The sequence below is a fragment of the Nonomuraea sp. NPDC051941 genome (assembly GCF_044593615.1).
Window position 1 is genome coordinate 107,333 of the sequence record NZ_JBIUCF010000014.1, and the last position, 21,534, is coordinate 128,866.

Sequence of the window (21,534 nt, forward strand, 5' to 3'; positions counted from 1 at the left end):
TGGAGGTGTGCGTGTATACGCGAAAAACGACTGGCCGTGTGGCCTTGACCATGTCCATCGTGGTGTCTCTGTTATTGGGCCTGACACCCCCGGCGACAGCGGAAACGGGTTCTGAGTGAAACCGAGAGGCCGGCGCGGCATGATCAGCTTCGCCATTCGTGCGATCGCGAGCGGGTTGGTCCTGGTCCTGACCTTGAGTCTTCTTCGCGTTCCCGCCCAGTCGCAGTCGGCGACGACCGACTGCGGCCTGCCACGCGCGCTGCAGACCACCGCGCCCGCGGGCACGACGGGGATGGAGGTCCTCTGCGGCGAGGACGCCGTCCTCGCCGATGCCACGCTGGTGGCCGCCGACGACGACCTGGTGCTCCGCTTCGCCTTCGAGGGCGTGACCCAGGCGATGATGCAGGACGCGATCGAGAAGGTGTACCAGCCCGGCGTCTCGCTGAGCGACCAGGCGCTCGCCGTGCTGAACGGGCAGCGGGAGCACTTCGAGGACGCGCCGACGGATATCGTCGACATCAGCGACTATGACGACGTCGACGTCGACGGCAAGCTCCAAGCGACGAGTGACGGGCTCGCGATCGTCATCCCGTCCGCGGACGTCGGTGAGGCGTCCTGGGGGTGGTGGTGGCGATCGGTCGTCGTCATGATGGCCACGCTCGGCGTACGCGTGGCCACCTTCGCGTTCTGCGTCTCCTTCGCCGCCCCGCCCGCCAGCGCGCTGTTCATCAACGTCTGCTCGGCCGTCTCCCAGGGCATAGCGGCCTTCAGCGGGTACATGGTGGCCTCCTACTTCGCGGGTAGAGCGCCCAGCGATCCGCAACTGTGGGCCGAAGCGCTCGCGTTCGGGCTGGTCGCGGCGCTGCTGCCCGGAGCCGGCTGGGACCTGGGCAAGAACTGGATGAGCAAGGCGCTGCCCGGCACGGCGGTCAGGGTCGGCAAGACGCTCAAGGACGTGGCCGTGGCCATCAGAGGATGGGCGGGCGAGACCCTCAGCAACCTCGTCAACAGAGCCGGCGAGAAGTGGACGGAACTCTCCGAGCGGGTCTGGGACGCGATCGTGCGCGAGGCGCACCGGCGTGGCATCCCCATGACCGCCTCCTCGCTGCGGGTGATGCCGCTCGGAGACTCGATCACCTACGGCGTGGAGAGTTCCGACGGGAACGGCTACCGCGACGAGTTGTACGCCTACTTGAAGGCCATCGCGCCCGAGGTTGACTTCGTCGGGTCGGTGCAGGCCGGCTCGATGAGCGACCGCGACAACCAGGGGCACCCGGGCAAACGGATCGGCCAGATCGCGGCCTTCGCCTACTGCAGCGTGCCGCGGTACCAGCCGAACGTGATCACCCTGCACGCTGGCACCAACGACATGAACCAGGACTACAACCTGCCGGCCGCGCCCACCCGGCTCAAGAAGCTGATCAACCAGGCGCTGACGCACTCACCACGTGCCGCGGTGCTGGTCGCCAAGCTCATCCCGACCGCCAAGGCCGGGCTGCAGCCGCGCATCGACGCCTACAACGCGGCGCTGCCCGGCATGGTGGAGGACCTGCAGAGCGAGGGCAAGCACGTACTTCTGGTCGATATGAAGCGGGTGCTGGTCAGCGACGGACTGGAGAACGACGCGCACCCGACGGACGCGGGCTACGCCAAGATGGCCGACGCCTGGTACAGCGCCGTGCTCCAGGCGGACGCCAAGGGCTGGATTCAGGCCCCGCTGCCCGAGCGGGCGGCCAACGGCTGCGACCCGGCGGACTCCCCTGTCGACGACGACCCGGGAAACTCTACCGTCGAACCCGGCGACCCGAACCCGGGGGGCCTCGAGCCCGGCGAGACGGCTCTCGGCGAGGGATGGCGCAGGCTGGGCGTGATCGCGCCCGGATACGGTTACGACGTAGGCCGTACGATCATCGCCGAGCTCAACGGCGACAAGCGGGCCGACTATCTCCAGGTCCGGGACGACGGCAGCATCCGCACATCGATCAACACCGTCGGCACACCCGGGTTCCCCGACTGGGTGGACGTGGGTGTGTACGACCCGGGGGCCCATCCTGGTGACGGGGGCCAAACAATCGACGTCCATGGGGACGAGGTGCGCTTCGCCGACCTCAACGGGGACGGCCGCGACGACTACCTCGTGGTCAGCTCCGACAGCAAGGTACGGGCCTACCTCAACTTCCCCGGGACGGGCAACCAGCTCAAGTTCGTCTACAAGGGGATCGCCTTCGACGAGGAGTCGTTCAACCGGGCGAACCTCCGCTTCGCGGACGTCACCGGAGACGGGCGCGACGACATCCTGCGGGTCAGCGCGGAGGGCGCGGTCCACGTGTACCGGAACCTGTGGAACCCCGACGGCGGCGGAGGCAATGGCAACGTAGAGCCCGAATACTGGCCGCTGTGGCTCAACTGGGCCGGCGGCACCCGGGGCTCATCGCTGGAAGCCGTCCGGTTCGCCGACGGCGACGGTGACGGCCGGGCCGACTATCTGCAGGTCAGCGTCGAGGGCGCGGTGCACGCCTTCCTCAACCGCGGTGGCGGGGGCAACGGCAGCTTCGAGGCCCGCTACGACTGGGCCCACGCGTCCAACTACCCCCGCGAGTACGTCCAGTTCGCCGACATCAGCGGTGACGGCAAAGCGGACTATCTGGTCGTCTACCAAGGAGGCGCGGTCCGCGCCTGGCTGAACCGCGGCGGCAACTAGAAGCCCACGGCCCGGTCCAGATAGTCGCCGCAAGAGTGAGTGCGGCCTGGCGGCCTCCGGCGACCTCGTCGCCCCGGACAGCCAGGCCGCACCTCTGCCAGGCCCGATCTACCGACACGGGCCTGGCAGATCCTCCGTGCGATCTCGCGTCAGTGACGATGCGCCGGCGGGCGATCTCAGCTAGGCGATCGCTCAACGAAGCTTGCCTGATCCGGTAAGCAGGCTGGGTAGAAGTCGGCCCACCGCCTCGTAGGTCAAGGGGTGGGCCGACCAGTCGCCGAAGGCGTGGGGTGCGCCGAAGGCGCCCAGACAAGAACGTCTGAGCGCCTTCGGCGCGAAGCGCCCCATTGCGAAGGCCGTTGGCCTCGGGGCGGGATCCAGCAGGTTGAACCCGGACGGGCCGCTGTCCGCCTACACCGGGGTGTGCATGTGGCGGGTCAGGGCGTGTTCCACCAGAGTGATCAAGGTGGATTTCACCGACTCCCGCTGCCTGGCGTCCAGGCGCACGATCGGGATGTGGCCGCCGATCGACAGGGCCTCGCGGAGTTCGTCCTCCGCGTGCGCGAACTGCCCGTCCCAGCCGTTGATGCCGATCACGAACGGCAGCTTCGCCTCTTCGAAATAGTCGATCGCGGGGAAGCTGTCCGCCAGGCGGCGCGTGTCCACGAGGACGACCGCGCCGATCGCACCGCGTACCAGGTCGTCCCACATGAACCAGAAGCGGTGCTGTCCGGGCGTGCCGAACAGGTAAAGGATCAAGTCGCGATCGAGCGAGACCCGGCCGAAGTCCATGGCCACGGTCGTGGTGGTCTTGTTCGGTGTGAGGGAGACGTCGTCCACGTGCGCGGAGGCGTCCGTCATGACCGCTTCGGTGGTGAGCGGCAGGATCTCCGATACCGCACCCACGAATGTCGTCTTCCCCACGCCGAAGCCCCCGGCCACGACGATCTTCGTCGAGGTTAGGCCGGGGCTAGAGCCTGCGAAGTCCACTGAGCACCCTTTCGAGCAAGTTGAGGTCCGGCTTTCCGGCGTCCAGCGCAGGCTGGTGCACGCGGATCAGGCCCTCGGACGCCATGTCGGCGATCAGCACCCGGACCACCCCAAGGGGCTGGCGTAAAAGGGCGGAGATCTCGGCAACCGACCGGACGTTCCGGGTCAGTTGAATAATCGCCTGATACTCCGGACTAAGTAGGGAAATGTCTTGGTATTCCGACGTCACGGAGGACACCAATGCCTCCATGGCGAACTTCATCCGCGGAGCGGTGCGCCCCCCGGTCACGGCATAGGGCCGTACCAGGGAGCTCTGCTTCTGCGGACGGGGAGCCGCCGGATGCGGCGGAGTGCTATCACCAGCCCAACCCTGACCTGACACCATGATCTCCTGTCACCGCCCCACTAACGGGGGCGGGCCGCTTGCAGCTCGGCGCGTACGGCCGGCGTCAGCACCTGGCCCGCTCGCTCGACCAGCAGGGTCATCTGGTAAGCCACCAGGCCCATGTCACAGTCGGGAGCAGCCAGGACCGCCAAACAGGACCCATCACTGATGGACATGATCATCAAGAGCCCACGCTGCATCTCGATAACGGTCTGGGTCACCATACCGCCCTCGAAGACCCGCGCGGCGCCCTGGGTCAGGCTGATCACGCCGGACGCCACAGCGGCGAGCTGGTCGGCCCGATCCTTGGGAAAACCCTCGGAGAAGGCCAGCGGCAAACCGTCGGACGACACCACGACCGTGTGGGCGACGCCCGGCACGTTGTTCACGAAGTCCGTGATCAACCAACTGATGCCGCGCGCTCCCTGGCTCATTTCTCTCATTTGTCCTCCTCATTCTCTTCGCCCCGGGTGAACGCTCGGCCCTGGCGGACGCCCTGCTGGAAGCTGGAGAGCCGGCTGCGCAGCCGCTCGGGTGAGATCTGCGGTGCCGGTGACGAAGCCTGGGGTTCGGCGAGGCTGGCCGTACCGGGCACCAGGTTGGCCTTGGGCACGCGACGGGGCAGACCCGAGGACGTCGTGCCGCCCTGCGCGGGCTGCGCGGCGGCCTGCGCGGCCTGGAAGCCGGAGTCCGCGGGCGAGGACCACGTCGCGCCCGCCCCGGACGCGCCGGGCGTGCGCCGCGGCAGCCCCGACGGGGACTGCGCGGGAGCGACCGGGGCCGGGTCGGCGGGCACGGCCGGATGCACGACCGTGGTCTCCGGCTCGGGCTCGTAGGAAGCGGCCTCGTAGGAAGCGGGCTCGTAGGAAGCGGCCTCGTAGGGAGCGGGCTCGCTGGGCGGCTGCAGCACCTCGGGCTCCGGCCGCCGGAACCAGTCGGACCCGACCGACGAGAAGATCGGCAGGAACTCGTCGCCCTGCTCCTCCATGGGCGAGTTGCGCACCACAGGGAGCGGGCCGGTCATGTCCTGCGAGGAGTAGTCGCCGGGCCCGAACCTGTCGTAGTTGGACTGCCCGTTCTGCTGGAACTGGTCGGCGGGCTTGAGGTCATCCGCGAACGGCGAGCGGTACGACTCCCCGAACTGCGGCTGCGGACGATCCTCGGACTCGAACAGCGACCTGCGCGGCGTCGGGTCGGCGAACGACGACCACCGCGGCTCCTCCTGCGGCTGCTTGGGCGGCTCGGTGGCGAAGGACGGCCAGCGCGGCTCCTCCTCCTGCAGGGGCGGCGGCTGCTCCGCGAAGGACGGCCACCGGTTCTCCGCGAACGAGTTGGGCTGCGGCGCGGGAGGCGGCGTCTCCTCGGCGAACGACGGCCAGCGCGGCTCCCCGAACGGCTGCTCCCCGAACGGCGGCTGCGCGGGCGCAGGGGGCTCCTCGGCGAAGGACGGCCAGCGCGGCTGGTCGCCGTTCTGCGAGCTCTGCGGCTGCTCGGCGTAGGGCGGCTGCCGCTCCCCAAAAGGCTGCTCACCGAACGGCTGCTCACCGAAGGGCTGCGGCTCACTGAACGGCTGGTCCCCGAAGGGCTGCTCACCGAACGGGCGATCCGCGGCGGGCCGGTCGTTGAACGCGGCGGGCTGCTCGTTGAACGGCGCCTGCTGGTCGCCGCCGAAGGGAGCCCAGTTGCCGCTCCCCGGCACCGGCAGCGACCCCGGCCACTGCGTGTCCACCACGTGCTCGGGACCGTCGCCGGAGGGCGCCGCGCCGTAGGAGCTGGACCCGTTCCGCGACGGCTCCGCGAACATGCTCGGGTCGAAGTCCGTGAACGCCTCGTACTGCCCGCCCTGCTGCGGCCCGCCCAGGCCGTTGCTGATCAGCATGTCCGGCATGAAGACCAGCGCGCTCAGGCCGCCCGTCTCCCGGGGGCTGAGCTGCACGCGGACGCCGTGGCGCAGGGCCAGGCGGCCGACCACGAACAGGCCCATGCGCCGCGACACCGACACGTCCACGACGGGCGGGTTCGCCAGGCGCCAGTTGGCCTCGGAGAGCTCCTCCTGGTTCATCCCGATGCCCAGGTCGTTGATCGACACGAGCACGCCGCCCTCGGCGGGGGTGCTGGTGACCTGGACCTTGCTCTCGCGGGGGGAGAACGAGATCGCGTTCTCGATGAGCTCGGCGAGCAGGTGGACGGCGTCGGTGACGGCCGGGCCGACGATCAGCGTGCCGGACGGGATCTGGATCTGGACCCGCTCGTAGTTCTCGACCTCGGACAGCGAGGCGCGGGCGATGTCGACCAGCGGCACCGGCTCGCTCCACTTGCGCGCGGCCTCCTGGCCGGCGAGGACCAGGAGGTTTTCGCTGTTGCGGCGCATGCGGGTGGCCAGGTGGTCGAGGCGGAACAGGTTCGCGAGCCGCTGCTCGTCCTCCTCGCCCTGCTCCAGACCCTCGATGAGCTGCAGCTGCCGCTCGACCAGCGTCTGGCTGCGGCGGGAGAGGTTGACGAACATGGCGTTGACGTTCGCCCGCAGTTTGGCCTCGTCACCGGCCAGCCGGATCGCCTCGCGGTGGACCTCGTCGAAGGCCTGCGCGACCTCGCCGATCTCGTCGCGGGTGTTGATGCCGACCGAGGGTGTCTCGGGTATCTGCGCGTTCTCGCCGGACTCGCGCAGCACGCGGACGGTCTCGGGCAGCCGGGTCGTGGCGACCTGGAGCGCCTCGGCACGCAGCCGGCGCAGCGGGCGGACCAGCGAACCGGCCACGCGGGTGGTGAAGACCAGGACGAGGAGCAGCAGGACCAGGATCACCGCACCGGAGATGATCGCGTTGCGCTGCTCGGTGTCGCTCAGCTCCCGGGTCCTGGCCACGATCCTGGTGGCCAGGCCGTCCTCGACCTTGCGCATGGCGTTGCCGGACAGCGTGGTCGACTCGTACCAGTTGCCGAGGTCGCGGCGGGTGGTGACGTCGAGGTCCCGGATCTCGTTGTACTCGCGCATCTGGGCGAGCGCGCGCTGGCGCATGGCGTCGGCGAGGTCGATCTGCAGGCCCTTGACGCCCTTCTGGTACGCGTCCAGGTCCTTGGAGTCGGCCTCCTGCTCGAAGGCGGCCAGCTCGGCCTGCTGCTTGTTCCAGGAGCCCAGGAAGTCCGACAGGTCGTCGTTGTCCAGCTTCCGCTGGACGAGCGCCACGATCAGGATGATCTGCTGGCGCGAGATCTCCTCCTTGACCCGCTGCAGCGAGCCGAGCGCGGCCACGTCACCCTGGAGGGTGTCGTCGTTGACGCCGGAACCCAGGTCGCCCTCGATCGCGGAGAAGACGCCGATCATGGTGGTGTACGTGCTGATGGCGGCACGCGGCGGCACGTTCGAGACCATGGACTCGCGGAGGCTGTCGAGACCGGCGAGCCACCGGCGCATGTTGTCGACGCCCTCGATGACACGGGCGGAGTGCGCGGCGTCGATGGCGTTGGCCGCGCTCAGCACCTGCTTCTTGGCCGTGTCCGTCGCCTGCCGCTGCGTCTTGAGCTGGACGAGGCGCTGGCCTCTGCTGCGGTCGGAGACGTACCACGCGGTGAGCGTTCGCTCTTTGCCGAGCTCGTGGTTGAGCGCACCGATGCGCTGGACCAGCTCGGCGACCTGGGTGAGCCGGCGGTACTCGGCGTTGGTGCCGATGGCGTTGGCCAGCTGCACGCCGGCGAGCAGCACACCCACCACCGTGGGGATGAGGATCAGCGCGACCAGCCTGGAGCGCACACGCCAGTTCCCCAGCCGGAAACGTCCGCCTGTGTACTCCCCTGACCTCGTGTGCCTGGGGTCTTTCGTCCTCACTGACTCTCGCAACCTCTCGCCGGTACGTGCTCGAAAGAAATCAGACACGCGTGTGGCGCATGGGATTCGTTCCGGCTGGGTAATTGGAACACAACCCGTACCAGATCGGCCAACCGAACATATCCCATCACACGTGCCCAAAGGGTCACTTTGGGCAACATATCGCCGTACACGTCTTCAGGCGGGCCGGAACGAATCCCGCTCGACCGGTGCCGCGTGCTTCACCATCAGGTGCCGCGTCACCGAATACTCCTGCACCGCCTCCTGGCTCATGTCCTTGCCGAACCCGCTGCCCTTCACCCCGCCGTGCGGCGCCTCGCTGGCGATGGGCAGGTGGTCGTTCACCCAGGTCACGCCCACATCGAGCCGGTGTGAGACGCGCATGGCCCTGGAGACGTCACGCGACCACACCGACGAGGCCAGACCGTACCGCGTGTCGTTGGCCAGTCTGACCGCCTCGTCCTCGCCGTCGAACGGTAGCGCCACGAGCACGGGTCCGAAAAGTTCACCTTGGACGATCTCGCTGTCCTGGGCGATGTCGGTCACGAGCGTGGGCGGGTAGAAGAATCCGGGGCCTTCGATCGGGGCGCCTCCGTGGAGCACGCGCCCGCTGGCCCTGGAGACGAACCCGTGCACCCGGTCCCGGTGCGCGGCCGAGATCAGCGGGCCGATGTCCGTGGCCGGGTCCCAGGGGTCGCCGACGGTTATTTTGGCAAGAGTTGCCCGCAGTGCCTCGATCGCGTCCGCGTACACCTCGCGGGCGACGTAGACGCGGGTGGCGGCCGTGCAGTCCTGCCCCGTGTTGTACGTCGCCCCCATCGCCACCCCGCGGGCCATCTCCGCGAGGTCGGCGTCCTCGAAGACCAGCGCGGGCGCCTTGCCGCCGAGCTCGAGGTGCACCCGCTTGAGCGTGGCCGCGGCCCCGGTCATGACCGCCCGGCCCGTCTCCGTGGACCCGGTGACGCTGACCATGTCCACGCCCGGGTGGGTGACCAGCGCCTGGCCGGCCTCGGCGTCCCCGGTGATCGCCTGGACGAGCCCGTCGGGCGCGCCCGCCTTGGCGAACAGTTCGGCCAGCCGCAACGTCGTACGCGGCGTCTGAGGGGCCGGCTTGATCACCACGGCGTTGCCCGCGGCCACCGCCGGCCCGACCTTCCAGACGGCCATGACGAACGGGAAGTTCCACGGCGCGATCGACCCCACCACCCCGACAGGGCGGCGCAGCAGGACCGAGGTGTAGCCGGGGCTGAAGACACCGGCGCCCGAGCCTTCGAGCGAACGGGCGGCCCCGGCGAAGAAGCGCAGGTTGTCGGCGGCGAACGGCAGCTCGCCGTCCCTGAACACCGACGCGGGCTTGCCCGTCTCCTCCACCTCGAGCCTGGTCAGCTCCTCGGCGTCGGCCTCCACCAGGTCGGCCACCCGCAGCAGCAGCCGCGCCCGGTCGGCCGGGGTGGTCTGCGACCACTCCTCGAAGGCCGCGCGGGCCCGGTCGACGGCGGCCGCGACGCCCTCCACCGGCGTGTCGGGAATCTCGGCGCACGGCAGCCCGGTGGCGGGGTTGATCAGTTCACGCATGGAAATTCATGTCCTCACTGGCCGAGCTGCTCGATCAGGTCGGCGGCCTTGCGCAGGCCGTCGCGACCCCTGATCTCCTCGCCCGCGGCGGCGAGCCGGGCACGCAGCTCGGTGTCCCCGAGCAGCCGCTCGACCGCGCCCTTCAGTTCTTCGTCGGTGAAGGTGTAGGTGGAGAGCCTGACACCATAACCCAGCTCGTCGGCCCGCTGGGCGTTGTCGTACTGGTCCCAGAAGAGCGGCAGCAGGATCATCGGCTTGCCGAAGTGCAGCGCCTCCGTGGTCGTGTTGTTGCCGCCGTGCGTGATGACCAGGTCACACAGTGGGATGATCTTAGTCTGCGGGAGGAACTCCGCGCCCCACATGTTGTCGGCGAGCTTGATCTCCTCGTGCAGCGGGCCCTTGGAGACGATGTACTGGTGCGGCGTGGTGGCCAGCACGTCGATGACGCGCTGCATCAGCTCCACGTCGGAGGAGCCCAGCGAGCCGAGCGAGAAGTAGACCAGCGAGCCCTCATTGCGATCGAAGGGCAGCGTGAACGCCTCGTCCGTCTCGCGCACCGAGGAGTCGAGGCGGTGCCAGGAGTCGCCGAGCGGGCGGGCGTCGGCGTAGTCGAGGATCTCGGGGTAGACGTAGAGGTTCAGGTCGCCCTCGTGGATGAAGTCGAGGTCGGGCAGCGGCTCGGTGCCCTGCTCGACGCACCACTCGTTGAAGGCGGTCCACAGCTCGCGGTGGGTGCGGTCGTACTCGGCGCGGAAGGCCTCCCACTCCGAGCGGTCGTCGGCCGGCAGGCCGGAGAAGACCGGCGCGATGTTCTCGCCGCGCACCTCCAGCGGGTTGCAGGAGACGATGCGGACGAACTTCTTGCCCGCGGTGAGCAGCGCCGGGAACGTGATCACGTTGTCCTCGACGATCACGTCGGGGTTGACGCGCTCGATGATCGCCTTGAGCTGCGGCTCGCAGTACTTCACGCCGTCGATCAGCGAGTCCCAGATCGGCTTGGTGACGGTGTCGAGCTGCTCCAGAGTGCTCTTGCGGTACTCGGGGGCGGTCTCGCGGATGAAGTCCTTCCAGAACTGCCCCGGGTCCTGCTCCTCCGCGGCGTCCTCGGGCGGCGGGGCGAGGTCGACGAGGTCCTCCTCGAAGCCGAGCGCTTCGAGTTTGCCCTTCCACGACGCCTCCGCGGCGAAGACGACGCGGTGGCCGCGGCGGCGGAGGATGTCGCCGATGCCGATCGAGTTGTTGGTCGGCCCGTAGGCGCTTTCCGGCATGAACAGGATGGTGAGAGACATCGAGGCTCCGGGGAAACTCATCAATTTGAAGAGGAATTCAAGAACTGATCTAGCGTGAAGGTCAAGTAACGGGCACTATGGTCACGGCTAACTGAACAGCAGCCAAACGAGTGAAGGCGGTGGGGGTGGCTCAGCGTAAGAGCCGTAGTGACCGGCGCATCGACTTGATCGAGGCCGCGCGCAGGGCCATCATCCGTCACGGCATCGACGGCGTACAGCTCTCGCACGTCGCCGAGGAGGCCGGTCTGACGTCCGGCGCGGTGCTCTACCACTACCCCGACCTCAGCGAGCTGCTGGTCGAGGCGCAGCACGCGGGCATGGAACGTTTCTACGAGCAGCGCGTGCGGCAGCTCAACACCCTCACCGACCCGGTCGAGAAGCTGGTGCTCACGATCAAGTCCGGGCTGCCGACCGGGTCGCTCGACCCCGATGTCCGCCTGCTCAACGAGCTGGGCGGGGCCGCGGGCCGCAACCGGGTCTACGGCGTGCTGCTCACCTCCCTCTACGACCGCCAGGTCTCGATGTACCAGGCGGTCCTGGACACCGGCGCCGCGCTGGGGGTGTTCAGGCTGAGCGCCGACTCGCTGACGATCGCCCGCAACCTGGTGGCGCTGGAGGACGCGTACGGCTACCGCATCACGGCCAGGCACCCGGTGATCGGCCCGGCCGAGGCGGCCGAACTGATCCTCTCGTACGCCCGCGCTGCCACGGGCAACGACCTGGCCCGCTGAGCTCACCGGTCGACCGCCATGATGACCGCGTCCTCGGCCTTCCAGCGCACCTTGACCTTCGCGCCCGCCTTCACCGTGCTCGCGCCCTGCACGGCGACCAGCACCGGCTTGACGTGGCCCGGCACGTCCACGGAGATGTGCGACACGCCTCCGTAGAAGCTGACGTCCAGGACGCTGCCCTTGAGGCCGCGGGTGGCGCTCTCGCCGGCCAGCTCGACCTTCTCCGGCCGGATCGCCAGCAGCGCCTTGGCGCCTGCCTCGAGCTCTTCGAGCGGGGCGCCGGCCAGCATGCCGAAGTCCTCGGTCTTGATGCCGTCGAGGCCGCCGGCCGTGCCGTGGAAGAGGTTGTTGGCGCCGACGAAGTCGGCCACGAACGCCGTGCGGGGCCGCTCGTAGAGCGCGATCGGCTCGTCCACCTGCCGCACCTTGCCGCTGTCGAAGACCGCGATGCGGTCGGCCAGCGACATGGCCTCCTCCTGGTCGTGCGTGACCACCACGAACGTGATGCCCACCTCGTGCTGCAGCCGCTTGAGCTCCAGCTGCATGTCGGCGCGGACCTTCTTGTCCAGGGCCGACAGCGGCTCGTCGAGCAGCAGCAGACGGGGCCGCTTGACGATGGAACGCGCCAGTGCGACCCGCTGCCGCTGGCCGCCGGAGAGCTGGGCGGGCTTGCGGTCCGCGTGCGCCGACAGCCCGACGGTCTCCAGCACCTCGCCGACGCGCTGCTTCACCTCCTGGCGGGGCAGCCGCTCGCGCTCCAGGCCGTAGGCCACGTTCTTGGCCACGGTCATGTGGGGGAACAGCGCGTACGACTGGAACATGAGGCTGATCGGCCGCCGGTTCGGCTGCTTGGACAGCAGGTCCTCGCCGTCCAGCGTCACCGTGCCCCGGTCGGGCGTCTCGAACCCGGCGATGATGCGCAGCAGCGTGGTCTTGCCGCAGCCCGAAGGGCCGAGCAGCGCGAAGAACTCGCCCTGGCCGATCTCCAGCGACACCTCGTCGAGCGCCGTGACCTCCCCGAACCTGCGGGTGATCCCGTCAATCCTGAGCACGTCTCTCCCCGATCTTCGTCATGCGCTGCCCGGCGATCACCGCCGTGAAGCTCACGAGGAGCAGGATCGCGGCCAGCGCGTTGATCTTCGGGGTGACCCCGAAACGGATCATCGAATAGATCACGATCGGCAGCGTCTGGTCGCTGTTGCCGATCGTGAAGAACGCGATCACGAACTCGTCCAGCGACAGCGTGAACGCCAGCAGCGCGCCGGCGACGATGCCCGGCGTCAGCTGCGGAAGCGTGATCTTCAAGAACGTCGTGACCGGCCCCGCGCCCAGATCCCGCGAGGCCTCCTCGAGCGAGGTGTCGGAGTTGGTCAGCCTGGTGCGCACCACCGCGGCCACGAACGCCATCGCGAACAGGCCGTGGGCGAGGATCACCGAGTACAGGCCGAGCGTGAGCTGGATCAGGCCGTAGAACAGCAGCAGGCCGATCGCGATCACCAGGTCGGGCAGGACCGCCGGCATGAGCGCGATGGCGTCCAGCGTCTTGGACCTGGTGTGCCGGGCCAGCCCGACGGCCAGTAGCGTGCCGAGCACGGTGGCGATCACCGTGGAGCCGGTGGCCACGATCAGCGTGTTGACCAGGCCGTCCCTGACCAGCTTGTCGTTGACCAGCTCGCCGTACCACTTGAGGCTGAAGCCCTCGTACGTGTACGCCGACTTGCCGGAGTTGAACGACATGACGACGAGCACGACGATCGGCAGGTACAGGAAGACATACGTGGCCCAGAACGGGACGTACAGGAGCTTTGACCTACGCACGGCGCGCCACCCTGGCCTGCACGATGAGCAGCACGATCAGCACCGCGATGAGCGCCAGCGCGAGCGTCGAGCCGAACGGCCAGTCGCGGGCCTTCAGGAACTGGTCGCGGATCAGATTGCCCACCATGATCGACTTGCTGCCGCCGAGGATCTCGGGGATGACGAAGTTGCCGAAGCTCGGCACGAACACGAACAGGCACCCGGTCATCACGCCCGGGACCGTCATCGGCAGCGTGACCTTCCTGAAGGTGGTGAACGCCGAGGCGCCCAGGTTGGCCGAGGCCTCCCTGAGCTGCGGGTCGAGCCGCTCGATGGCGGAGTACAGCGGCAGCACCATCAGCGGCAGGTACGAGTAGAGCAGCCCGGTGACGATCGTGCCCTGCTTGTAGAGCAGCTCCAGGTCCGTGCCCAGCAGCGAGTTGACCACGCCGGGGCCGCTCAGCAGGATGATCCAGGCGTACACGCGGATGATGAAGTTCGTCCAGAACGGCAGCACGATGGCGACCAGCGCCACCGTCTTCCACTTCGGCGGCAGCTGGGCGATCAGGTAGGCCGTCGGATAGCCGATCAGCAGCGCGATCAGTGTCGTCAGGGTCGCGATCTTCAGCGAGGTGCCCACCACGCCGAGGTAGAGCGGATCGACCAGGCGCTCGAAGTTCTCGGTGGTGAACTCGTAGACGACGCCGCCGAAGCGGCCACGCTGGAACACCGTGTTGCTGAGCACCAGCGCGAGCGGCACCAGCAGCAGCACGATCAGATAGGTGACGCCGGGTGACAGGAAAACGAACGCGCCCAGCCGGCGTCCCTTGGACGCCGGCCGGGCCTTGACCTCAGACTTCACCGCTTTACTGCTGCGCCGTGATTTCGGTCGACAGGCGCGTGAACTTGGTCGACGCCTGGCCCAGGTCGATGATCGACTCACCGTTGAGCAGCTCGGCGGGCTTGACGTCCAGCAGCGAGCCCTTGGCGACCTGCACCCGCTCCATGGCGGCCTTGTTCGGGACCTTGTAGTTGATGTTCTCGGCGGCCCAGCTGTGGATCTCGGGGTCGAGGACGTAGTTGATCAAGGCGTGCGCGGCCTCCTTGTTCTTGGAGGACTTCATGATCACCATGGTGTCCACCCAGAGGTCGCTGCCCTCCTTCGGCACCTTGAACTTGATGTTGCCCTTCGGGTCCGTGGTCGGGCACCAGCCGTCCCACGCCTCGACCATGACGGCCTCGCCGGACTTCAGCTTGTCGCCGAACGTGGTGTCGTCGTAGGTGAGCAGGTGGGGCTTCTGCGCGACGAGGAGGTCCTTGGCCTTGGCGATCTCGTCGTCCTTGTCGGTGTTCACCGAGTAGCCGAGGGCCTTGAGCGCGGGCAGCGCGAGCCAGCGCTCGGTGGTCATCATGGTGACCTTCTTGTCGGCCCAGGCTGGGGGCTTGAGCAGATCGTTCCAACTCGTCGGCTCGGACTTCACCAGGTCGGAGCGGTAGCAGATGCCGGTCGTGCCCCAGGTGTAGGGCACCGAGTACTTGTTGCCCTTGTCGTAGGAGAGCTGGGTGGCCTCCGGGTAGAGGTTGGCCAGGTTGGGGATCAGCTCGGGGTGGATCGGCTCCAGCAGGCCCGCCGCGTTGAGCGCCTGGGCGTACTGGCCGGACACGAACGCCACGTCGATGCCGCTGTCACCGGGGGCGGTGAGCTTGGTCATCGCGATCTCGTTGGTGTCGTGCAGGGCGACCTTGATGTCCTTGACCTTGAGCTTCGCCTTGACCTTCGCCGGCAGCTCCTCGGGGGTGTAACCCGGCCAGACGGTGATCTGGAGCGTCTGCTGCGACAGGTCCGCGTTGGGCTTGAGCTGGTCCGCCGCCGCCGGCGTCGTGCCTTCTGAGCTGGTCGACGACTCACCGCCGCACGCCGCGACGGCGAGCGCGAGGCCGGCCGCTGTGACAGCGACCGGGAGACGACGGGTGAACCGGATACGGGACACGGCCGCTACTCCTTCTGGATTTTGTGCAGTTTTGAGGGGTCGCGCGACCTTACCGGACACAGCAGACCAGAGCAGGAGTGTTGCAGGGGAAATCAACATGAGCAAGACTTTTGCTGACATTGCTACCTGGAAGTTTGGTCTACGAGTTGAATTGGGATTCAATAGCAGATCGGCTGCTCTCTCTCGGTGAGAGGCCCCTCACGGCCCGAGACCGGGGTGTCAGCGCCACACTTCTCCCGCTGCTGGAGGGTGAGGTGCCGCCGCCGTTCGCGGTGCGGCGCTTCCTCCCGCTGCCCACCCTCTCGTACAGCCTTGGAGATCTCCACACTGGGGCCCCAGGTGAGCGGGAGTTCGGCGCGCACGTTGACCAGACGAACTACTCGGTGATCGTCGACGAGAAGGTCGTCGTCAAGTGGATCACCCCACCCGTCCCCCTGCCCCACCCCACCCCAGAGGTCTTCGCCCACCTCGTTGAGGCGGGGTTCAACGACACAGCACCCCCTTACGCGGCCCTGACCCGCGATGTGGACGGGAACGAGCAGCTCCTGGCCCTGGTCACGGGCTACCTTCCGGAGGCCCGCGACGGCTGGGAGTGGTGCGTCGACGAGGCCGAGGCCGGCGCCACGGACTTCGCCCCCGTGCTCGGCCGCCTCGCCGCCGACCTGCACCTCGCTCTCGCCACGCTCCCCACCCCCGCGCAGGAGCCCGGCGCCGCGGGTACGGCGGCCAGGGCGGAGGCCGCGCTCGCGGAGGCGCTCGCGCTCACGGACGGCGAGGACGGCGCGTGGCTGGCCACGCGGACCCCGGCGATCCGGCGCGAGCTGGCCGCCCTCCAGGAGCCGATCACCGGCCCCCGCATCAGGATCCACGGCGACCTGCACGTGGGCCAGATCCTCAAATGGCGGGACGGCTACGCGGTGATCGACTTCGACGGCAACCCCACCGTCACCGACGCCGACCCGTGCCAGCCGGCCGCCAGGGACGTGGCCCAGCTCACCACGAGCATCGAGCACGTGGCCCAGGTGGCGATCAAGCGGAGGGGCACCGACCCCGGCGCGGCGGCGGCCTGGGCAGCCGAGGCCCGCGCCGGGCTGCTGGCCGCCTACAGGGCCCGCCTGGCCGAGAAGGACCGGCCGGACCTGCTCGACGAGAGACTGGTCCGGCCGTTCGAGGTGGAGCAGGAGTGCCGCGAACTCATCTACGCCGCCCGCCACCTGCCCCGCTGGCGCTACGCCCCCATGGGCGTCCTGCGCACCTGGTACCAAGAGGAGAACATCACGTGAATTCCGAGCTCTACCTGTCCGACCTGGAGGCCAAGCCGGCGGCGCTCAGGAGCCTGGCCGCCGCCCTGAGGGAGGAGAACCCGTTCGCGGCGCTCCCCTCGGGCCTGACCCGGGTGCTCTTCCTGGGCATGGGCAGCTCCCGGTACGCCGCGGGCGTGGCCGCGCTGCGCCTGCGCCGGGCGGGCGTGGACGCGTACGCCGACTACGCCTCCGCGGAGGCCACCTACCCGGCCGCCGCGGACACCCTGGTCGTCCCGATCTCGGCCGGCGGTTCGAGCAGGGAGACCCTCGACGCCGTGGAACGGTACACGGGCGGCCCCTCCTACCTGGCGGCGCTCACCAACATCCAGGGCTCCCCTCTCGCCGAGCGGGCCGACCTGGTGGTCGACATGCGCGCGGGCGAGGAGCGCGGCGGCGTCGCCTGCCGTACGTTCCAGCACACCCTGGCCCTCCTCCTGGCGCTGGAGGCCCACCTCACCGGGAGGGGCCGCGACCTGCCGAAGCTGCTGGAGCGGGCCGCCGAGGCCACGACGGACCTCCTGGACAGGAGGGACGAGTGGCTCCCCATGACCATGGAACTGCTGGACGGCGACCGCGGCGTCTACACCGTCGCCCCCGCCGAGCGGCTGTCGTCGGCCGAGCAGTCGGCGCTGATGTTCCGCGAGGGCCCGCGCCGTCCCGCCGACGCGTGCGAGACGGGCGACTGGGCACACGTGGACGTCTACCTCACCAAGACCCTCGACTACCGCGCGCTGCTCTTCCCCGGCTCCCGCTACACCGAGCAGGCCATGGACTGGGTGCGCGAGCGCGGCTCCACGGTGGTCACGGTGGGCGGCGAGGTGAAGGACGCCAGGGCCGCCGTCAGGTACGCGCACGACGACGACCCGGACGTCGCCCTGCTCACCGAGACGCTGGTGGCCGAGCTGGTCGCCGGGAATTGGTGGTCGGCGCGGTAGTCAGTGCGGTAGTCAGTGGGCCCGCGCGGCGAGCGCGTGCTCGACGAGCGAGATGAGGGTGTTCTTGACCGCCGGCCGCGCCCGCGCGTCGGTGCGGATGACCGGTATGTGCGGGGAGAGCGTGAGCGCCTCCCGCACCTCGCCCTCGGTGTGCGGGAACACCCCGTCCCAGCCGTTCAGCCCGATGACGAACGGGATGCCGGACTCCTCGAAGTAGTCGATGGCCGGGAAGCTGTCGGCCAGCCGCCGCGAGTCCACCAGCACCACGGCCCCGATGGCGCCGCGTACGAGGTCGTCCCACATGAACCAGAACCGGTGCTGCCCCGGCGTGCCGAACAGGTAGAGGATCAGGTCCTGGTCCAGCGAGAGCCGCCCGAAGTCCATGGCCACGGTGGTGGTGGTCTTGCCCGGCGTGAGCCCGATGTCGTCGATGCCCTCGGACGCGTCCGTCATCACCGCCTCCGTGGTCAGCGGCATGATCTCGGACACGGAGCCCACGAACGTGGTCTTCCCTACACCGAACCCGCCCGCCACGACGATCTTCGTGGAGGTGAGCCGGCTAGAGCCTGCGAAGTCCACTCAATACCCTTTCGAGCAGGCCCCTGTCGGGAAGGCCCGCGTCCAGCTGGGGCTGGTACACCCTCACCAGCCCATCCGCCTCCATATCGGCCACCAGCACCCTCGCCACCCCGAGAGGAACGCCCAGCAGCGCGGAGATCTCCGCCACGGAGCGCACCTGCCGGCACAGCTCGCTGATCGCGCGATATTCACGGGTGTACGTCATGCCGAGTCGTGCCGAGGTGGCCGACGATACCAGGGCCTCCATGGCGAGCTCCGTACGAGGAGTCGTCCTGCCACCGGTGACGGCGTACATCCGGACGAGCGAGCTGCGCTCCGACTCCGGTTCATCGTTGTGCCACGATGCCAACGTCCACTCCCATCACCCTGTCTGTCCGGCCGCAGCGGGATCCATTACGGACGCGCCGCCGACAGTTCCGCCCGCACGGCAGGCGTGAGCACCTGCCCGGCGCGCTCGACCAGGATCGTCATCTGATAGGCCACCAGGCCCATGTCGCAGTCGGGCGCGGCCAGCACCGCCAGGCAGGATCCGTCGCTGATCGACATGACCAGCAGCAGGCCGCGGTCCATCTCGACGAGCGTCTGGGTGACCCCGCCGCCTTCGAACACGCGCGCCGACCCCTGCGTGAGGCTGACGAGCCCGGCCGCGATCGCGGCCAGCTGGTCGGCGCGGTCTTTGGGGAAGCCCCTGGAGTACGCCATCGGCAGCCCGTCGGCGGACACGACCACCGCGTGCGCCACGCCGGGGACCTCGTCGACGAAGCTGCTGACCAGCCAGTTCATGTCTCTGGCCGCCTGGCTGAGCTCCTTCATGAGTCCTCCTCGAGCTCGGCGCGACCCTTGCGCACACCCTGCTGGTAGCTGGCCAGCCTGTTGCGCAACCGGTCGGGCGACACCGGAGGAGCGGAAGCGGTCGGGGGTTTCGGACTCGCGGTGCCCGGTACCAGATTCGCTCTCGGGGTCCGCTTCGGCAAGCCGGAGTTGGTCATGCCGTTCTGCGCCGGTTCGGCGGCCGCGCCGGCCGCCTGCCAGCCCTGATCGGCGGGTGAGGACCAGGCCGGGTCCCGGTGGTCGGCCGTGGGCGTCGTCTTGGTGAACCAGCCGCTCCCCTCGACGGCGGAGTAGATGGGCAGGAACTCCTCGTCCTTGGACGGCGCCGGCGGGGTGGCGAACGACGGATAGGAGTCCGCCGGCCCGCCCAGGTCCGGCGGTAGCTGCTCGACCGAGTGCGCCTGCGACGAGCTGAACCAGGACGACGGCTCGGGCGCCGCGGGCACGATGTCCAGCGACGGATGCCCGTACGAGGGCCCGGGAAAAGGGTCGGCGGGCGGCAGGGTCCCGAAGGACGGGTGCCCCGGGAAGGGCGCGGCCGGTGTCGGCGGGTGGGCCTGCCTGGGCACCGGAATGCGCGCCGGCACGGGCACCGCACCCGGCATCGCGCCCGACACGGCCGTGAGCAGCGCGGGCGGGATCAGCACCATGGCGGTCAGCCCGCCGATGTCCTGCATGCGCAACTGGACGCGGATGCTGTGCCGCAGGGCCAGCCGGCCGACCACGAACAGGCCCATGCGCCGCGACACCGACACGTCCACGACGGGCGGGTTCGCCAGCCGCCAGTTGGCCTCGGCCAGCTCCTCGGCGCTCATGCCGATCCCGTGGTCGGTGACCGACAACATCAGCGAGCCGGTGTCGATGCGGCTGCTGGAGATGATGACCTTGGTGTCCCGCGAGGAGAACGAGACCGCGTTCTCGACCAGCTCGGCCAGCAGGTGCACCACGTCGGTGACGGCCTGGCCGGCGATGGCGACGTCCGACTGGACCTGGATGCTGACCCGGTCGTAGCTCTCGACCTCGCCGAGCGCGGCCCGCACGATGTCCATCAGCTCGACCGGCTCGCTCCACTTGCGGGCCGCCTCCTGGCCGGCCAGGACCAGGAGGTTCTCGCTGTTGCGGCGCATGCGGGTGGCCAGGTGGTCGAGCTTGAACAGGTCGCCGAGCCTGGTGTCGTCGCGCTCGCCGCGCTCCAGCCGCTCGATCAGCGTGAGCTGCCGCTCGACCAGCGTCTGGCTGCGCCTGGACAGGTTGACGAACATGGCGTTGACGTTCGCGCGCAGCTTGGCCTCGTCGCCCGCCAGCCGTACGGCCTCGCGGTGCACCTCGTCGAACGCGCGGGCGACCTCGCCGACCTCGTCCCTGGAGAAGATCCCGATGGGCGGGACCTCGGCCTGGACGGCGCCGTCGCGGGACTCGCGCAGGTGCTGGACGAAGTCCGGCAGCCGCCTGCCCGCGATCTCCAGCGCCTCGCCGCGCAGGCGGCGCAGCGGGCGCACGAGCGACCTGGCCACCCCGGTGGTGATGAGCAGGACCGCCACGAGCAGCGCAAGCACGGCGCCCGCGGTCACGAACGCCTGCTGCCGCTCGTCCGCGCTGAGCGCCTCGCTGCGTGCCACGATGCCCTGGGCCTGGCGCTCCTCGACCTCGCGCATGGAGTCGACGACCACGTTGGCCGCGTCGAACCACTCCTTGGCGTCGTCGCGCTTGCTCAGGTCGAGGCCGCGCAGCGGCAGCCCCTTCGTGCTCCTGATCAGCACCAGCTCGCGCAGGAACAACATGCGGTCGGCGGACCTGCCGTTGACGGTCTCGTCGAAGAAGCGGCGCTCGTCGGCGGTGGCCTCGGTCGAGTACGCCTTGCGCTCGTTCAGCTCCTTGGACTGCTCGCCGAGGAAGCGCTTGAGCTGGTCCTGGTCGAACGCGCCCTCGACGAGCACCGCGGTGACCAGCGCCTGCTGGTAGGAGACGCTCTCCTTCGCCCTGGCCAGGGCGTTCAGCATGCGGGTCTGGCGGAACAGCTCGTCGTCCACGCTGTCCTTGATCAGCTCGTTGTGGACGGAGAGCAGGTCGCCGATCACGGTCGTGTAGAGCTCGACGGCGGGGCCCGGCAGCAGGTTGGCCTCCAGCGCCTGCTTGCGCAGGGCGGTCAGGTCGTCCATGCGGCTGAGCAGGTTCTCGAGCTGGTCGGCGCTACGGCCGCTGACCTCGGTCAGCAGTTGCCCGGCGGTGCCGCGTACCTTCCTGACGGCCAGGTCGGCCTGGTCCATCTGGGCCTGCACCGTGGAGAGCATGCCCGCCGGCCGGTTGCGCGCGATGTACCAGGCGGTCGTGGCCCGCTCGGCCGCGACCTGGTGGGTGAGCGCGCCCAGCTCGGCGGAGAGCTGGGCGAACTGGTTGGTACGCGCGTAGTCACCGGCGGCGGACGTCCTGGCGAGCACCTGGATGCCGCCGAGCAGGACGGCGGCGGCCGTCGGGATCAGGATGAGGGCGACAAGGCGCGCGCGGACGCGCCAATTGCTCAGCCGCCAGTTGCCGTTACTGGCCTGCCTCTCACCCAACGCTGTAGTCACCGAACGCACCTCGCCCGAATCGGCGTATTTGAG

General features: G+C 69.2%; 18 protein-coding genes. 4 read left to right on the forward strand and 14 right to left on the reverse strand.

Annotation, left to right across the window (positions count from 1 at the left end; genetic code table 11):
* Positions 1–193: 193 nt before the first annotated feature.
* Complete coding sequence (locus ACIHFD_RS24035) at positions 194–2,701, forward strand: FG-GAP-like repeat-containing protein (RefSeq protein WP_397368779.1); 2,508 nt, start codon at positions 194–196, stop codon at positions 2,699–2,701.
* A gap of 411 nt (positions 2,702–3,112) precedes the next feature.
* On the opposite strand, the gene ACIHFD_RS24040 is transcribed toward ACIHFD_RS24035, so the two are convergent.
* The 6 genes from ACIHFD_RS24040 to ACIHFD_RS24065 form a co-directional block, all read right to left on the reverse strand.
* The gene (locus ACIHFD_RS24040; protein WP_192790701.1) at positions 3,113–3,691 is read right to left on the reverse strand and encodes an ATP/GTP-binding protein; all 579 of its coding nucleotides are present in this window, start codon (positions 3,689–3,691) and stop codon (positions 3,113–3,115) included.
* Positions 3,672–4,076, reverse strand: coding sequence for a DUF742 domain-containing protein (locus ACIHFD_RS24045; protein ID WP_225964010.1), 405 nt, complete (start codon positions 4,074–4,076; stop codon positions 3,672–3,674). The genes ACIHFD_RS24040 and ACIHFD_RS24045 overlap by 20 nt, the downstream gene beginning before the upstream one ends.
* Positions 4,077–4,096: 20 nt before the next feature.
* The gene (locus tag ACIHFD_RS24050; protein ID WP_201760494.1) at positions 4,097–4,510 is read right to left on the reverse strand and encodes a roadblock/LC7 domain-containing protein; all 414 of its coding nucleotides are present in this window, start codon (positions 4,508–4,510) and stop codon (positions 4,097–4,099) included.
* Positions 4,511–4,515: 5 nt separating this feature from the next.
* On the reverse strand, positions 4,516–7,824 hold the full coding sequence (locus tag ACIHFD_RS24055) for a nitrate- and nitrite sensing domain-containing protein (RefSeq protein ID WP_397368780.1): 3,309 nt from the start codon (positions 7,822–7,824) through the stop codon (positions 4,516–4,518).
* Positions 7,825–8,076: 252 nt separating this feature from the next.
* Positions 8,077–9,474 carry an aminobutyraldehyde dehydrogenase gene (locus tag ACIHFD_RS24060; RefSeq protein WP_397368781.1) on the reverse strand — a complete coding sequence of 466 codons (1,398 nt, stop codon included), beginning with the start codon at positions 9,472–9,474 and terminating at the stop codon, positions 8,077–8,079.
* Positions 9,475–9,488: 14 nt separating this feature from the next.
* The gene (locus ACIHFD_RS24065; protein WP_397368782.1) at positions 9,489–10,763 is read right to left on the reverse strand and encodes a glycosyltransferase; all 1,275 of its coding nucleotides are present in this window, start codon (positions 10,761–10,763) and stop codon (positions 9,489–9,491) included.
* A gap of 125 nt (positions 10,764–10,888) precedes the next feature.
* On the opposite strand from ACIHFD_RS24065, the gene ACIHFD_RS24070 reads away from it, so the two are divergent.
* Entirely contained in the window at positions 10,889–11,494 is a 606-nt protein-coding gene (locus ACIHFD_RS24070) for a TetR family transcriptional regulator (RefSeq protein ID WP_363962883.1), read from the forward strand.
* Positions 11,495–11,496: 2 nt separating this feature from the next.
* Here the strand turns inward: ACIHFD_RS24070 and ACIHFD_RS24075 are convergent, their stop codons facing one another.
* Genes ACIHFD_RS24075 through ACIHFD_RS24090 form a run of 4 tightly spaced genes read right to left on the reverse strand, consistent with a single transcriptional unit; the run spans position 11,497 to position 15,282 of the window.
* Positions 11,497–12,546 (reverse strand): ABC transporter ATP-binding protein, encoded by a 1,050-nt coding sequence (locus tag ACIHFD_RS24075; RefSeq protein ID WP_397368783.1) that lies wholly within the window; start codon positions 12,544–12,546, stop codon positions 11,497–11,499.
* Positions 12,533–13,312, reverse strand: coding sequence for an ABC transporter permease (locus ACIHFD_RS24080; RefSeq protein ID WP_355207130.1), 780 nt, complete (start codon positions 13,310–13,312; stop codon positions 12,533–12,535). Before ACIHFD_RS24080 ends, ACIHFD_RS24075 begins: the two co-directional genes overlap by 14 nt.
* A complete protein-coding gene (locus ACIHFD_RS24085) occupies positions 13,305–14,153 on the reverse strand; it encodes an ABC transporter permease (protein ID WP_350730233.1) in 849 nt (282 codons plus the stop codon). The genes ACIHFD_RS24080 and ACIHFD_RS24085 overlap by 8 nt, the downstream gene beginning before the upstream one ends.
* A 4-nt stretch (positions 14,154–14,157) precedes the next feature.
* Positions 14,158–15,282 (reverse strand): spermidine/putrescine ABC transporter substrate-binding protein, encoded by a 1,125-nt coding sequence (locus tag ACIHFD_RS24090; protein WP_397368784.1) that lies wholly within the window; start codon positions 15,280–15,282, stop codon positions 14,158–14,160.
* A gap of 254 nt (positions 15,283–15,536) precedes the next feature.
* Here ACIHFD_RS24090 and ACIHFD_RS24095 point away from each other — a divergent pair, with 254 nt between their 5' ends.
* Positions 15,537–16,565, forward strand: coding sequence for a hypothetical protein (locus tag ACIHFD_RS24095; RefSeq protein ID WP_397368785.1), 1,029 nt, complete (start codon positions 15,537–15,539; stop codon positions 16,563–16,565).
* A complete protein-coding gene (locus tag ACIHFD_RS24100; RefSeq protein ID WP_397368786.1) occupies positions 16,562–17,521 on the forward strand; it encodes an SIS domain-containing protein in 960 nt (319 codons plus the stop codon). The genes ACIHFD_RS24095 and ACIHFD_RS24100 overlap by 4 nt, the downstream gene beginning before the upstream one ends.
* A gap of 12 nt (positions 17,522–17,533) precedes the next feature.
* Here ACIHFD_RS24100 and ACIHFD_RS24105 read toward each other — a convergent pair whose 3' ends face one another.
* The 4 genes from ACIHFD_RS24105 to ACIHFD_RS24120 form a co-directional block, all read right to left on the reverse strand.
* A complete protein-coding gene (locus ACIHFD_RS24105) occupies positions 17,534–18,100 on the reverse strand; it encodes an ATP/GTP-binding protein (RefSeq protein WP_350730225.1) in 567 nt (188 codons plus the stop codon).
* Positions 18,081–18,395, reverse strand: coding sequence for a DUF742 domain-containing protein (locus ACIHFD_RS24110; RefSeq protein ID WP_350730360.1), 315 nt, complete (start codon positions 18,393–18,395; stop codon positions 18,081–18,083). The genes ACIHFD_RS24105 and ACIHFD_RS24110 overlap by 20 nt, the downstream gene beginning before the upstream one ends.
* Before the next feature lie 98 nt (positions 18,396–18,493).
* Positions 18,494–18,913 carry a roadblock/LC7 domain-containing protein gene (locus tag ACIHFD_RS24115; protein ID WP_185071497.1) on the reverse strand — a complete coding sequence of 140 codons (420 nt, stop codon included), beginning with the start codon at positions 18,911–18,913 and terminating at the stop codon, positions 18,494–18,496.
* Positions 18,910–21,501, reverse strand: coding sequence for a nitrate- and nitrite sensing domain-containing protein (locus ACIHFD_RS24120; protein WP_397368788.1), 2,592 nt, complete (start codon positions 21,499–21,501; stop codon positions 18,910–18,912). The genes ACIHFD_RS24115 and ACIHFD_RS24120 overlap by 4 nt, the downstream gene beginning before the upstream one ends.
* Positions 21,502–21,534 lie beyond the last annotated feature (33 nt).